11 protein-coding genes are annotated in these 14,515 nt (G+C 45.9%); all 11 read right to left on the bottom strand.

Annotated features, from left to right (window positions below; genetic code table 11):
- Positions 1 to 37 precede the first annotated feature (37 nt).
- A complete protein-coding gene (gene fliD / locus ABFC84_03015; protein MEN6411720.1) occupies positions 38 to 2,326 on the bottom strand; it encodes a flagellar filament capping protein FliD in 2,289 nt (762 codons plus the stop codon).
- A 24-nt stretch (positions 2,327 to 2,350) separates the two neighbouring features.
- Positions 2,351 to 3,871 carry a flagellar hook-associated protein FlgL gene (flgL, locus tag ABFC84_03020; protein ID MEN6411721.1) on the bottom strand — a complete coding sequence of 507 codons (1,521 nt, stop codon included), beginning with the start codon at positions 3,869 to 3,871 and terminating at the stop codon, positions 2,351 to 2,353.
- A 15-nt stretch (positions 3,872 to 3,886) separates the two neighbouring features.
- On the bottom strand, positions 3,887 to 5,404 hold the full coding sequence (gene flgK / locus ABFC84_03025) for a flagellar hook-associated protein FlgK (protein ID MEN6411722.1): 1,518 nt from the start codon (positions 5,402 to 5,404) through the stop codon (positions 3,887 to 3,889).
- A 22-nt stretch (positions 5,405 to 5,426) separates the two neighbouring features.
- Positions 5,427 to 7,511: a flagellar hook-associated protein FlgK gene (flgK, locus tag ABFC84_03030; protein ID MEN6411723.1), complete on the bottom strand. Its 2,085-nt coding sequence runs from the start codon at positions 7,509 to 7,511 to the stop codon at positions 5,427 to 5,429.
- A gap of 85 nt (positions 7,512 to 7,596) precedes the next feature.
- Positions 7,597 to 9,873 carry a flagellar hook-basal body complex protein gene (locus tag ABFC84_03035; protein ID MEN6411724.1) on the bottom strand — a complete coding sequence of 759 codons (2,277 nt, stop codon included), beginning with the start codon at positions 9,871 to 9,873 and terminating at the stop codon, positions 7,597 to 7,599.
- Between the two features lie 113 nt (positions 9,874 to 9,986).
- A complete protein-coding gene (locus ABFC84_03040; protein ID MEN6411725.1) occupies positions 9,987 to 10,430 on the bottom strand; it encodes a flagellar hook capping FlgD N-terminal domain-containing protein in 444 nt (147 codons plus the stop codon).
- A gap of 77 nt (positions 10,431 to 10,507) precedes the next feature.
- On the bottom strand, positions 10,508 to 11,287 hold the full coding sequence (locus ABFC84_03045) for a hypothetical protein (GenBank protein MEN6411726.1): 780 nt from the start codon (positions 11,285 to 11,287) through the stop codon (positions 10,508 to 10,510).
- Positions 11,272 to 11,847, bottom strand: a complete 576-nt coding sequence (locus ABFC84_03050) for a hypothetical protein (GenBank protein MEN6411727.1) — start codon at positions 11,845 to 11,847, stop codon at positions 11,272 to 11,274. The genes ABFC84_03045 and ABFC84_03050 overlap by 16 nt, the downstream gene beginning before the upstream one ends.
- Before the next feature lie 477 nt (positions 11,848 to 12,324).
- On the bottom strand, positions 12,325 to 13,131 hold the full coding sequence (locus ABFC84_03055; GenBank protein MEN6411728.1) for a hypothetical protein: 807 nt from the start codon (positions 13,129 to 13,131) through the stop codon (positions 12,325 to 12,327).
- Between the two features lie 47 nt (positions 13,132 to 13,178).
- On the bottom strand, positions 13,179 to 13,847 hold the full coding sequence (locus tag ABFC84_03060; protein ID MEN6411729.1) for a hypothetical protein: 669 nt from the start codon (positions 13,845 to 13,847) through the stop codon (positions 13,179 to 13,181).
- A 296-nt stretch (positions 13,848 to 14,143) separates the two neighbouring features.
- Positions 14,144 to 14,515: manganese catalase family protein (locus tag ABFC84_03065; GenBank protein ID MEN6411730.1), on the bottom strand; the 372-nt coding region annotated here is incomplete at its 5' end.

Consider the following 14,515-nt stretch of genomic DNA (forward strand, 5'->3'; position numbering starts at 1 on the left):
CCCATATCACTCCTTAAAAATGCGGCTATTGGTCCGATCAGCTGCTGGTCATAGACGACAGGGCTGAAAGTTGGGTATTCATTTCACTGATATACGTCTCCAGTGTACTGTATTTCGTATAAAGATTGTCTTCCACGGTATTCAGCCGCGTTTTCTCTGTAGAAATTTCACTGGTATATTCATCAATTTGTGTGGTCAGCGTGTTATCTGTATCGGAAGAGTCATCTGAAATACCCGCTAATTCTAATAAACTGCCCTTACTGCCGGAGGAATCACTGAGACTCGAAATATATTTCTGTATCGTATCGTAAAAGCGGTAAGCAATGCCTTCTTCCTTGTACCTGGTAGTCAAGTCACTGGATGACAGCGAACGTACAATTGTTGTTCCCGCAAGGGATGTGCCCGAAGCTGTCGTAGAGGTAGCCTGCTGCGTAAAAAGATCCATAACTTCTTCCGGATCACTGGCAATAGCTGCTTTTAGCGTATCTTCATCGATAGATAACTGACCTTTGGTATCATAGCTGCCGGTGCTGATTCCAATGCTGAAAATGGTGGTGGACTGCCCAGAAACCGAATCAATCAAGGCCGCCCGCACATCACTGATGAAATCTGTCAAAGTCGAATCGCTTTCCAGCAGCCCCACTTTTGCCTTTTTCTCCCAAGCAGTAATTTCCGTATCTGTCATGCTGCTCTCTTGATCATCGGTAAGCGGCGCATAGTCGGAATCGTAATTTTCATCCAATTCGGTATTAATAGTACTAATCAAGGTATTATAATCATCCACGAAATCTTTAATCAGGTCATACACGCCATCCGTATCCTGGGTTACAGTTACTGTGTCGGCAGTAGAAGAAGTCGCAGCGGCAGCAGAAATAGCGGAAGTAACAGCCGTTTCATTGGCAGTACTATCGCCGGCTGCTTCAGCCGCAGCCGCAGTATTAATAGCGGTGCCGGCTGCAGTATTATAAGTAGTAAGAGCGCTGCTTAAAGTACTATCGCCTAAGGCGGAAATCGCAGAATCTAACGCCGTCTTAGTAGAAACTATCGTCGCAGCAGTCGTAGTACTCGTTCCGCCAGCCGCAAGCGCTGCCGTATAATTGGCATATGCCGTGGTGACGGCAGCTTTTTTAGTAGTGGTAGTGCCGCTAGTAGCCGTTGTAATTGCGTCGGCTAAAGTAGCTTGCGCCGATGCAGTGGTCGTCGTTTCATTGGCTGTATACGTCACTCCATCGACCGTAATGGTGTTGGAACTCCGGGTCAAGGACTGATTGTCCAGGGTTATCTTAGCATCCTTACCGGCAGTGGATTCGCTTAGCAGCACCGACATAAAGTTGCTGCCGGTTCCCTCCGTTACGTCCAGAGTGTCCCCCGCACCCGTGCTATCGGCCGTCATCTCCAGTTCACCGGTAATACTGTCATAAGTCATTGTTACCCCGGCGTCGCTTTTATTGACCGTTGACATCATATCCGCTAAGGTATCCGTTTTGTCAAAAGTTAATGTAGTGCCATTAATCGTCAAATCAATCTGTCCATCCGTATTGAACGTCAATGCCGTCGATGAGCTTAATTGATCGGCAATCGTCGATAACTCGTCGGAGGTATCTAAACGGTTAGAAAGCACTGCATCCGTGCCGAAGCCGAGATTGGACAAAGCACTGGTACTACTGCTTGATGTAGGAGCGCTAATGGTAATTTTGTTTACACCGCTGTCGGCGGCGGTGATAGATAGATATCCGGTGGATGAGTCCGCACTAACGGTAACTTTACCCGAACCAACTGCATCATCAATCGCGGTTTGCAACGAAGAAAGGTCCGTCACACTGGAATCAAGCGTAACAGTCTTCGCCGTACCGTCCAGGGTAATTACAAAGCTTTCGCCGCTGAGACTCGAATAAGTTGGCGTCGTCGAGCCTTGAACATCCTTCGACACACTGCCGTTGCTTGTGCGCGCAGCCTTTGTGGCGAGTTGAGTAACCGCTACGGTATTCGTTCCGGCAGAAGCGGTGCTGGCGGCAGTTACCGTAACTGCACTGTCACTGCTGGTAGCAGTGTACTTAAGAAAGTTACTCGTTTTCAACAGGCTGCTGGATGAAGTTGTATCGAAATATTTACTGCTAAACGTTTGAATGTCCGCGATAAGGGTACGATAATCTGTCTGTTTCCATTCCGCCAGCTGTTCCTTTTGTTCTAATTTATTTAGTTTTTTTGCCCGCTCAGCCGTCATCAATGATGAAACAATGGAATCAACATCAAGGCCGGAAGACAATCCGGTAGCCCTGGTCGTTCCATTGACCGTGGTAACTGTTACACTGCTGCTTGTAGACATCTGCTCTGCCTCCTCCTCTACCCATTATCCCAAATAATCTACCAGCGTCTTGGATATTGCCTTCGCACCGACCGTAAGGGCTGCGTCATAACTATACTCAGCGCTGGTTTGTTCCGTAGCTGCGGTAGCTGTATCTACATCCTCATTGTCACTCATGAGCGTTTCATACGCCGTATAGGCATCGCCCAAGCTTGAAGTTACATTGCTCACATTGTCCATGCGGGCTCCTAAGGTAGCCTGAGCCACCGTCACCCGGCTAAGATCCGTAGAAAATTCATCAATTAAATCGCTTATATCCAAAGAATTTGTTGTAACGGTTACGCCTGAAGAATCCACTTCGGCTGTTTTATAGCTGGTATCTCCGTCCAGGGCCAGCAGCATTTTAGAAAAGGTATCAAATAGATTGCTGCCCGTACCTTCGCCGGCAACGTCCTGTCCCTCAATATTAACCGTAACTTTACTGTTGTTAAAACCGATATTATAGTTAATATTCTGTTCCGAACTGGTAACTGCAGCCGCTAAAGTATCCGAAGTCGTCTTTGCCGCTGTCGCCGCATCCGTTAAAGTAGTTGTGCCGCCATAAGCCGTAACTGCAGCCGCTAAAGCATCTGAAGTCGTCTTCGCCGTGGCAGCTGCTGTTTCTAAGGTACTGTTGCTGGAATCGGCAGTGTAAGCAGCCTCGGCAGTATTATAGGCAGTCAAAGCCTGGGCAGCAGCACTAGATAAGGAAGTAGAACCGCCATAAGTCGTAACTGCCGCTGTTAAGGTTTCATAGGTAGTTTTAGCCGAAGCCGCGGCCACTGTTAAATTCGTCGAACCGCCGTACGTCGTAACCGCAGCCGCTAGCGTATCCGATGTCGCCTTCGCTGTTGCAGCCGCTGCTCCTAAGGTAGTACTGCCGGAATCGGCAGCATAGGCGGATTCCGCAGTGTTATAGGCAGTCAGAGCCTTAGCCGCGGCAGTAGTTAAAGAATCATAGACATCGCCTTCATTGCTGGTATAGTAAGACTCGATGGTGGAATCAGATATATCCGACGACACCACGCCTCCAAGGCTCAGGTAATCTCCCTTAAAAGTCACCGTATCGCCAATACTAGTGGACGTAGACTCATAAGGCGCTTCGCCCGTGCTGTAGCCGCCAAAAATATATCGTCCGTCGTAGGTAGTATTCATAATCGAAATAGCTTCTGTCTGCAGCGTTTCAATTTGTGTCTTAATACTTGACTTATCCGTATCGCTGCACGTGCTGCTGGCCGCTTCCGTCGCTAATTCCTTCGCGCTTGTAATCACGTCGCTTAAGTCGCTTAAAGCCGAATCCGTTGCCTTCTGCCATCCCGTGGCGGCATCCGCGTTATCCTGATATTGTGTAATCTGGGAGACATAGCTGCGATAGGTTACCGCCCGCGTCGCCACAATAGGATCGTCGGAAGCCAGTTGAATCTTTTTTTCAGATGACACAGCCTTATTGGCCGCTGCCAGTCGATTTGCGGCATCATTAATATCCTTCAAGGTACTTGCGATTGTCATATTGTTAGTTATACGCACAAAGGATCCTCCTTTCTAGTTACCATCCACCATATCAATAGTCTCCTCGTATATTTTACTCCAGGTGCTGGTCACGGAAGCCGAAGCAGCATATGCCGCCTGATATTTAGTTAAATTAACCGTCTCTTCGTTACTGGAAACTCCGGATACCGACGACCGGCTGGTACTAATATAACTTGTGATCGCACTGCTGCGGTTATATGATGTTGCTGCGGAAGAACTCTGTGTACCAATCGTGGCAATGATTGCACTGTAAAAGCCTGTAGCCGTGGAATTCCCGAAAATATCGGCACTACTGCTAATACTAATAAGATCCTCAAGATTTGTCGTATTGCTGGTCGCATCAGCTGTTGAAGCTGCCGCAATTTTATCGGTATCATCCTGAATATCCTTTGATACGCTTATATTCGCTGCTGTGATATTTTGATAGGCTTCATCGATCGTGCTACCGCTTGCTATCAGATCGGCGGAAGATTTATCATCGTAGGAAAAAAACCGGATACCTGTGGAATCATCAAGCCCATACCCATCCGCATTGCCGCTATACGTCGTCGTGCCCACCGTAACGCCTTCATTGAAATCCTCGGCAAATGTCCGGGCAAAATCATTTAATTGACTGATATAGTAGGGAATCCCTTTATCGTCTGCTGTAGATCCATCCCGGATGTCCAGATAGCCGTTAAGAGCGCCGGAATCACCGGTATTAACGTCCTCACCCGTAGCTGCATCGCGAATTCCATACATTCCATACGCAGCACTGGTTGTATCCGTCACAGTATAGCATTCCAGCTGGGTGGAATCACTGCCGTCCACTAATACAGAACCTCCAACCGTAATATTAAGACCGCCATTATCGGTTTTGGTCACAGTAACGCCAACCAGTCCGGAAAGTTTATCCACCAGTACATCCTGCTGATCCTCTAGTTCATTCGTGGAAGCTCCGGATGCGGCAGCTGTGGAAATCTGTTTGTTCAATTCAGCAATCTGCGTCGTATAGCAATTAATTTGCTCTACCGCTGTTTTCACCTCGCCATTAACATCACTGCGCAGCTGAGTCAATTGGGACGACGTATCATTAAGTGTTGAACAAAGTGTCTCCGCTTGTTCCAGCACCGTAGCCCGGTTGGATGTACTGGTTGGATCATCGGAAAGTGTCTCTAAATCGGTGTTAAAAGTATTCAGCGCCGTACTAATTGTACTCGTAGTATCATCCGTTGTACTGCCGAAAACAGTTTCTATTTGCGACAAATACGTGGACTTGGCCTCCCATTCACTTGATGCGCTATTTTCCTGCCAATATTTTTGATCAAGGCTGTCGCTGTGCACTCGATCCACAGAAGTCACATCTACCCCGGAACCCACTAAGCTGCCGCTGTAAACCGCAGCCGGGCCAATAGATGTCTGGTTCACCACTTGCACTGAATAACCCGTTGTATCTATATTGCTCATGTTATTCGTGGTCACCGTCAATCCAACCTGAGCGGCATTTAAGCCACGACTGGTAATACTGAGCCCCAAAAAAGTGGAAGCCATCTCACTCACCCCCTTATTCTAATTAAAATGCGTCAAGCAAATCAGCAAGCATAGTATCGATTGTACTCATCACCTTCGCACTGGCAGCATAGGCATTTTGAAACTTAATCATATTCGACATTTCCTCATCAATGGAAATACTCGAAACAGACTGTCTCTGAGTGTCCACCTGATCAACCAGGGCGGTTTGCGTTGTATAATTACTCGATGCCGTATCGCCGGCAGTTCCAATCCAGTCAGTTAACGTCGCATAAAAGTCAATAATATCAAGCGGCGAGCTGCTGCTCTTATAACAGGCAGTATCGCTCTCAAGGTCGCAAACTTCACTAGCGACCGTATTGTCCCCGGCTTCATCGCTGGAAGAGGCAACAACTTTGCTTGAATCAGACACCAGTTCCGGGTTAACCTCAATATTGGTAATACTCAGCGGCTGACTGGAATCAATGGCCGTAAAAAAGTCAAGCCCTGCATTGCCGTCAAGATCGACCCCTGAACTGCTTAAAGAATTAATCTTAGCTGCCAGTGTTGTAATCAAGTCATTGAGACCCTGCCGCAGGGTACTGATCGAACTGGTGGCACTCGTGGTAAAATCATAAGGAATATCGCTGGAGTCGATGGATTCATAGCCGGTTTGATCTGCTTCTTCCAGATAACCCTTTATGCTGCCGCTATTAATAGTGGCTTTGCTATCCGAATCAACCCACTTCACTGTCAACGGATCATCGGTTGTCCCGCTGCCTTCGACAGTCAGCGTATTCGTTGTATCGCCGTCCACCAGTGTTGCTCCGCCGAGAGTGACTGTCAGCGTCCCCTTGGATTCGGTAATGCTAATATTAGCCAAGGCGGACATTTCATCCAGCAGAACATCACGCTGATCCCGCAGGTAGCTGGCCTCGCCGCCCCCTGACTCGGCCTGGGTAATTTGCTTATCCAATTCCGCAACTTGTCCGGCAAGATCATTGAGACTGTCTACGCCGTCTTTAACCCCGGTCACGGCATCCGTCTGCAGCTGCTGCAATTCCTGGTCAATTCCGGTTAACGTACTGATCAATTCGGCACCGGCGGCGGTAACCGCCGCACGGGTAGTCGCCGCAGTAGCCGTATCGGCATCGGCAGCCGTAACCGCAGCAGTCACAGCCGCAGCCGCCGCATTGATGGTTGTCCCGCCATCAGTCGCGCTGTTATAAGTACTGTAAGCGCTGGTAAGAGTACTATCCGCTAACGCCGTAATCGCCGAATCTAACGTCGTTTTAGTAGAAACTATCGTTGCCGCAACACCACTGGTAAGGGCAGTCGTATAAGCAGAATAAGCGTCGGTAACAGCCGTCTTTGCCGTAGAAGTAGTACCGCTGGTAGCCGTAGTAACCGCACTTGACAGCGTGGCTAAAGCAGTTGCCCCATTAGTAATATCCGTAGTCAAAGCAGTCGCATCCGTATTGATAGCCGTCCCTGAACTAGTGTTATAAGTAGTTAAAGCAGCCGTAAGCGTCGTATCATCTAAAGCTGCAATGTCGGAATCCAAAGTGGTCTTAGTAGATACTATAGTCGCTGCACTGCCGCTGGTAAGGGCGGTCGTATAAGCAGAATAAGCTTCAGTGACAGCCGTCTTTGCCGTAGAGGTAGTACCGCTGGCAGCCGTAGCAATTGCAGCCGCAAAAGTAGCCTGCGCAGACATACCCGTACTTGAACTCGTACCCGAATCCGTAGATAAAGTTTGCCAGGCAGCAAAAAAATCCTCAATTGACGCCTCCACACCCGTACTGCTCGTACTATCAGTAGAGGAAGTAGTGTCATATTCACTCAATATCTCGTCCATATATTCAAGATCGGCGTTTTTCACCGACAAATAATTGGCCTCGGCATTCTGTGTCCGGTACGTGCTGTCAAGATATATATCGCGTGATCGCGTAATAGATGCCACGCTGACGCCATTCCCCGTAGATGTCCCGTTTGACTGTACAGTATCTTGTTCAGCACTCGACAGTTGCACTTTTGAAGCTCCGGTAGTATCGATATTGGCAAGGTTAGTGCTTGCCGTAGCCAGCGAAGCCTGATTAACATACATGCCTGAATAAGCGATGCTGTAGGTACCAAAAGTCGACCCCATACGCATACCCTCCTTTACCCTATGAGACAGCAGCAGCTATGCTGCACCATACTTTCGCGGTCTGCTTATCATTGAGCTGCACCCGTTAGGTCACCATATTGATAAGCGATTGCAGCATCTCGCTGCCGGTAGTGATGACTTTAGCATTTGCCTGATAAGCCCGCTGACTGGTCATCATTTGGCTAAACTGCGACGCCAAATCAACGTTGGACAGCTCCAGGGCATAGGATGTCATCGTACCTGACCCGCCTTCACCGGCGACAACCGTGCTATAACTGCCGGAACTGGTACTCGTGGTATAAAAATTGTCTCCGGCCTTTTCCAGCCCGCTGGGATTCTCAAAAACAGCCAATGCAATTTGGCCTATTGATTTAGTCTTTCCATTGGAATATTTAGCAGAAATCGTCCCATCTGTAGCAATGCTGTAACTTTCCGCTGTCCCTGATGCATAGCCATCTGTATTGGTACCGGTCAAAGTCCCCGTGCCGCTGGTGGAAGTAATGTCACTCATATCGAGTTTCACTGAGGCTGCCTGAGTACCGTCCGTTGTGTTGGTCACAGCAAGCGTTGGCGTGGAATTAAAAGTCAAAGCCGTACCTTCAGTAACCGTGAAAGACATTGATCCGTCTTCAATAGACGTTGGGGCAGTCAAGGTGACGGTACCGGATGAGGTTTTAAAAGTAGCCGATCCATCACTTGAAGTCGTTGAATACGTTTTGCCGCTCGTGTCCGTCAGGGTAACCGTGTAATCGCCGCTGGTTGTCGTTGAATCTGCTACCGCAACAGTATAAGTACCTGCCGTCAGACCGGTACTTACCGTAATATCACTGTCAGTATAGCCGGTTTTGGCAGCAGTGGCAGCCGCAATGGCAGTTGTAACAGCGGCTTCGTTCGTAGTACTGTCGGTACTTTCTTCTGTCTTGGCAGCCGTATTAATCGCCGTACCGGCCGCAGTATTATAAGTAGTCAGCGCTGCGCTGAGCGTCGTATTCCCCAAAGAGGAAATTTCACTGTCTAAAGCAGTCTTAGCTGTAACTAAAGCAGCAGCATTTGCTTGACTCGCAGTAGTCTTATATGCAGTAAGAGCATCGGCATAAGTTTTATAATCACTGGTAAGCGTAGTATTATTAACCGTTTCAACTGCGGCCTCAAAAGTATCCAGGGCAGAGCCAGTGGCAGTTGCAACGGCAGTTGTAACTGCGGCTTCGTTCGCAGCACTGTCACTACTTTTTTCCGTCGTAGCAGCCGTATTAATCGCCGTACCGGCCTTAGTATTATAAGTAGTCAGCGCCGTGCTCAGCGTCGTATTCCCCAAAGAGGAAATTGCACTGTCTAACGTAGACTTAGCTGTAACTAAAGTAGCAGCATTTGTTTGCGTCGCCCCGCCCGCAGCTGTATACGCAGCAAGAGCGGCAGCATAGGCCTGATAATCACTGGTAACCGTACTATCACTAGCCGTAGTAACTGCAGCCCCTAAAGCGTCCAAGGTAGACGTACCGGTATTGGAACCTATCGCCGTTGTCAGCGGCGTTACGGAACTGACCATTGTGCCGTCTGAATCAAACGCAATATAGCCGCTTGATGGACTTATCGTCGCATCTGTACCGCTTGCTTCCCAATACCAGCTGGTAGTCGAATTTTCCGTAGCGCATTTTTTATAATTAATCGTAACCGCGGTTTTATTACCCTGCTCATCGTAAACATTTACCGTAGTTGTCCCGTCCCAGCTCGAAATCGCAGTACTGCCAATATCCTGCAAAGTAGCGCCTGACACCACATCAGAGCTGGAGTCGAGAGTCCCCGTAACAGTGGCCGCAGTAGTAGCTTCGGCAGCCAGAACCTTCTTGTTGCCGCTTTCCGTATCACTATAAACATTAAGCGGTTCTACCGAGCCGGTGGTAGTATAAACTTTGTTGCCATCAGAATCGAGCGTAAACGCCTCCCAGCCGCAAACTTCCTTGCCGTCTACGGTGAGGTTGCCCTCCGAGTCAATACTTAAACTGCCGTCTCGGGTAAACTCATATTCACCTGTCGTCCCCGTCTGTACAATCAAGTAACCTGCGCCGGTAAGCGCCACATCCGTAGAGTTGCTGGTAGTTGAAGTGCTGCCGACCGTCATATCAGTATCCGTGCTGGCAATACTGACGCCGAGTCCAACCTGCTGGGCGTTGACGCTGCCGGTAGTTGCCGTAGACCCGGAAGCGGCACTGATCGTCTGACTCAACAAATCTTCGAAACTAACCGTCTGCGCTTTATAGCCAGTGGTGTTGACATTGGAGATATTATTAGCTATTACATCAAGCGCAGTCTGTTCGCTTTTAAGCCCCGTTACTGCGGATGATAATGCGTTCATCATAGCCATACACAAGAACCTCCTAAATTTGCTCTATTACTATTTCCTCTGTCGATCAGAAATAGCGAATAACCTCCCTAATGGGTTCCAGTTATTTACAGCAGTTATTTATTACTTTCATGCTACGTTGAAGATGTCGTGCTGGAGTCGCTTGCCACCTTCGTAATGGAAGCAAGGTCTACAGTTGTGCCGCCGACATCGAGATATGTGTTGCTGCCGGAAACCGTTACTGACAGTACAGTGCCTGTGCCCGTAACTGCGGTGCCCGATGAGTTGGTAGTAGAATACGTTGCCTCCTTTCCTATCATGCTGTATGCTTCAGAATTATTTATGGAAGTGTTAATGCTTGACAATGCCGATAATGAGCTGATTTGGGCCAGCTGAGATACATATTCAGTACCGCTGACCGGATCGTCAGGGTCCTGATATTTCAATTCTGTAGCTAATAGTTGAATAAACTCGCTGAAATCCAAGCTGCTAGTAGTATCCGTACTAGAGCTACTAGTAGAGGTACTGGCGGTAGTTGCTGCCGACGCAGCGGAACTGACTGATGATGTAGTACTCATTTATTTTCCTCCTTCTTTTGTCGAATAATGAATTCTCATCTTAGTATCGCAATTAAATATTTAGTTTTAATTAAGTTTTAGTAAGAAAATTCGCTGTTTTTGAAAGAGATGTCTTTTGCCAATTCATCATACGCCAGCATAAATTGCTGTTCAGAAATTGTTTTATTGCTCATATAATCACTAAAATACTTCCAGGAATCTGCTTCATTCAAAACGCCGTCTTTTGTCTGAATATGCGAAAAATCACCTGTTTTGATATGCCTTGAGCCGAAGGCACGCAGCGATAAACCCTTTACAAAATTCGGGTTGGGGCTCATATTAATTTTTATGGTATGGTAATCATGATTACTATAGTGTAATGAGGCTAATGTCTTGGCCGCGATTCTTATCATAAAATCCAATAACAGCTGATTGGCAATCGGCTTCTCAAACCGGCACCACTGGTGATAGCCGCGTCCGCTCTTAATACTAACCGTCTCGATGCCATACTTTCCCAGATGCTGTTGTAAATAGTCTACGGCAAGCTCCATTTCCGGTATTTTCCCGGCACTATTCGTTTTAAAGTTATTGTCTAAATTAAAGCAGCATGTGTTATTTGCCATTTCATCAAAATAGAGGCAAACATTATACTCTTGATTTACATGTCCTTGGAGCAACCTTTTTCGGACGTACTCTGAAACATTTAACAGCCTGTATTTATGGATAAAATTGTTTTCCATCTGCACATAATCCAATGTCACATCATCTGCTGTCAATTCATTAATAAAATCAAAACCGTAATTCTTATTTTCTATTTTTACTATATCCCGGCGCATTGTTTGATAAAATGCATCCAGCAGTTCTACTCTTGTATCCATTGTTTAATCTCCTCAAATCCAGTAAACCCTTTTGCTGTATGGGGAAAACCCGAGCTATGCCTGGCCATAAAAATAGGATAGTATACCGTAATGCCATATAGCTCACCATGTATAACATTTAAAGCATCATCATCAATTAAATACGGTACATTCCATAATTTACAAAACACAATTTTATTTAGCGCCATAAATAAATAATCATAAGGAATCTGATTGTCCTGCAGCCACTTTTTAGTGCATTCTCCTGTCAAACGCAAATTTCGCTTTGTACAAATAACAACTTTCCAGCCATTCTCTTTTAACCATTGCATAAACCGTACTCCATCCGGGTTAGCTTGCGCCAAACGATAACACTGGGCGTGTATACGATAACGAAAATCAGAAAACTTAGTCGTCAAAAATTTACTTTCAGCAAAGGCATTGCGTTTTACCAGATCAAGATAATAATCAAATTCTTCGCGAGACAAGCCATATGAATCATTATATTTAAATGCAGAACTCGCTAAGGTAGCTGAAAAATTATTCAACACATTGTCAATATCAACCGCTATTACTTTCATCTGGCGCACCTCATTTTATATTGCCTCATTTATTTAGCTGCAATTATCTTCTTATTAATAATCGCTGCTAAAAATTAATATATGATTAAATAAATCCGTCTACAGTCATTATTTCTGATAACTGTAGACGGATTTTTGACTTATATGGTTTAACTTATCAGCCTGAATTCCCGAAAATGCATAAAAGTGCAAGCTCCACTAAATATCGTGATGCTTCCACTTTTCTATACGGTTATTTAATAAAGCTTACATGTTTGCAAAATTCAGCAATCGCCGCTTCCTTTTTATTGAACTCCATTTTGTTTTCTTCAAAAAGATTACAGTCGCCATGCGTATCAATTGGCAGGCTTATCGCATGGGCAATTCTAATGCATTTAGATCCCGCAAAAGATTGCGAAGCAAAAAGTACGTCCCTAAGCTTCTATAAAAAAGGAGGCACCGTAGCGAGCAATATGCTGTGTTCCTCCTTTTTGTTTATTACCGTTTAAATATGTTGTTCAGCTTTTCTTTATATTCTTTCAACTGATCTTCATAAAAAGCTGCAATGAATTTATATAGCATATCCGCAAATACATCAATCAGTTTATCGCCCATTTTGTCAGATAATTTTACCATCATATCCCGATCAGCGACAAACTGATAGGTGTCGTACGACGAATTCAGCGTAGTCTTCTCTGCTCCGCCGCATAGCGATTTCACGACAGTCTCTTTCATGTGCATTGCAAAACTAACGGCGCGTATGGAAATTTCGGTTGAAGCATAGCCGGTGATAATGCCAAAATACTTAAAATCCTGATCCGTATTACTATAGGATGCCAGGTTTCCGCCTGATTTTTTTAGGGCGGAAATAACAGAGTCCTTCAATCCCTGCACATTTTTAATATTAACAATATTTTCGACTACAGCTGCATCCGCATTGAGCGTAAAATCGTTTTTCTTATATACATTACTCTGCGTATCTTTGAAATTAAATACCGGCAAGGGAAAATCAACAAATCCGGCTACCCAGGCGTCAATATTTTTCAGCGCATCGGCGGGAGCAACACCAGCCTCCTGAGCAGCGTCGGTAACTTGTTTTTGAACCATATTCACGCAGACGCTCATGATCATTGAACATTTCTTATACGTGTCCATGTCCATATCGCCATTGGCATTCACCACAACCGGATTGGGGATGTTCATCTGGCCGCTAACCGCAGCTGGATTCGCTGCCGGCGCACCTAATTTCCCCATGATTTTACTGTTCATTGCATCCTTCAAAAATTGATATCCGTCCCACATCATCGTTACATTCCCTCCCAGATTATTATTGATGGCCGATAGTCTATTATTTATATGTCGCAATAGTCTTTAATCTCTGTACTACGCTTCACAATGAATTGAATATCTTGTTTGATATTGCCGTCTGGCATATTTGCATTATTAAGTGCCGCATTTGCATCATCTATTTTTATAAAGCGATGCTCCTGATGATAAATTGCTTTAGATATTTTATTCCAGTCATTTGATATTCTTACATAATCCGCTCTTGCTTGCGTGAAATGATAGCCATCTATTTTACATCCAGCGCGCACACATTTTTGACAAATCTCATTTTTTGCTGCATCAGAAACCAAAAAAATCGCCAATAAAAATAATGTCCTGTCGTCATTATTATTCTCATCAAGGGGTCGTCCCTCATTGGCTAAAACTGCTCCACGTTTAATACAGCTGCTTATGGTTGAAGCATATATCGGCGTATTGGGATCATCATTAAGATACTGAAAAAATCTGCTGTTAGATTTATAAAATTCTATAAGACTATCACTTTCATCCCTGCTACGCTTATAGCCTTCAACTTGAAGCGCTGGAGAGTACGCAGCAACATGAAATTGTACTGAATCAAAATCCAATGTAACCGTGATATATTCTTGTGGTCCGAGACTCTCTCGCCGTTTTTCTAATGCAGCATACTCTGCTTGAAGAGTATTTCCTTCATTCGCAAAATGTAATATGCACATAAATCCACCCCCTTTCTTTATGGAAGATAATAACTGTATTCTCATTAAAATACAAAATTCCTGCAAAAATATGTATATTTTGAGTTAATTTTACAAGGTTTTAACTCTCCCCGCACCATGCAAAAACCCCGGCATTCACCGGGGTCATTTTACCGCTCATTTTCACTCTCCCTCAATCCATTACGCAAGGAGCCGGTTATTGACAAAAAGCAAGCTGCGATCCCCTGCTGCTGTGCGGACAAGATCAAATACTCCGGCAGTTTTCCAGTGGAATGAGCTGACAACCGCTGCTAATTTTATTCCTGCTTCATCTCACAGCCGCACCACATATTTTGCTTGGTCAAATGTTCCTGCACCGTATTCAGCATCTCCCCGAACCGCTGGAAGTGGACGACCTCCCGTTCCCATAACCAGCGCAGGGTATCTTTCGCCAGTGGATCCTCGGTGGATTCAATCAGGTGTTCGTAGGTAACCCGGGCTTTTTGCTCGGCAGCCATGTCTTCGGTTAAATCGGCAATCGGGTCGCCTAAACAAGCGATGTATTTGGCGCTCCAGGGAATGCCGTTGGCGTCTGTCCAAAACAGGCCGTGATCGTGCTGAACATACTGCCCGCCCCAGCCGGCCGCTTCAAAATCAGCCGGATCGGCGCCTTCCGTCAATTTATAAAC

Source organism: Veillonellales bacterium, from assembly GCA_039680175.1.
GTDB lineage: Bacteria > Bacillota > Negativicutes > JAAYSF01 > JAAYSF01 > JBDKTO01.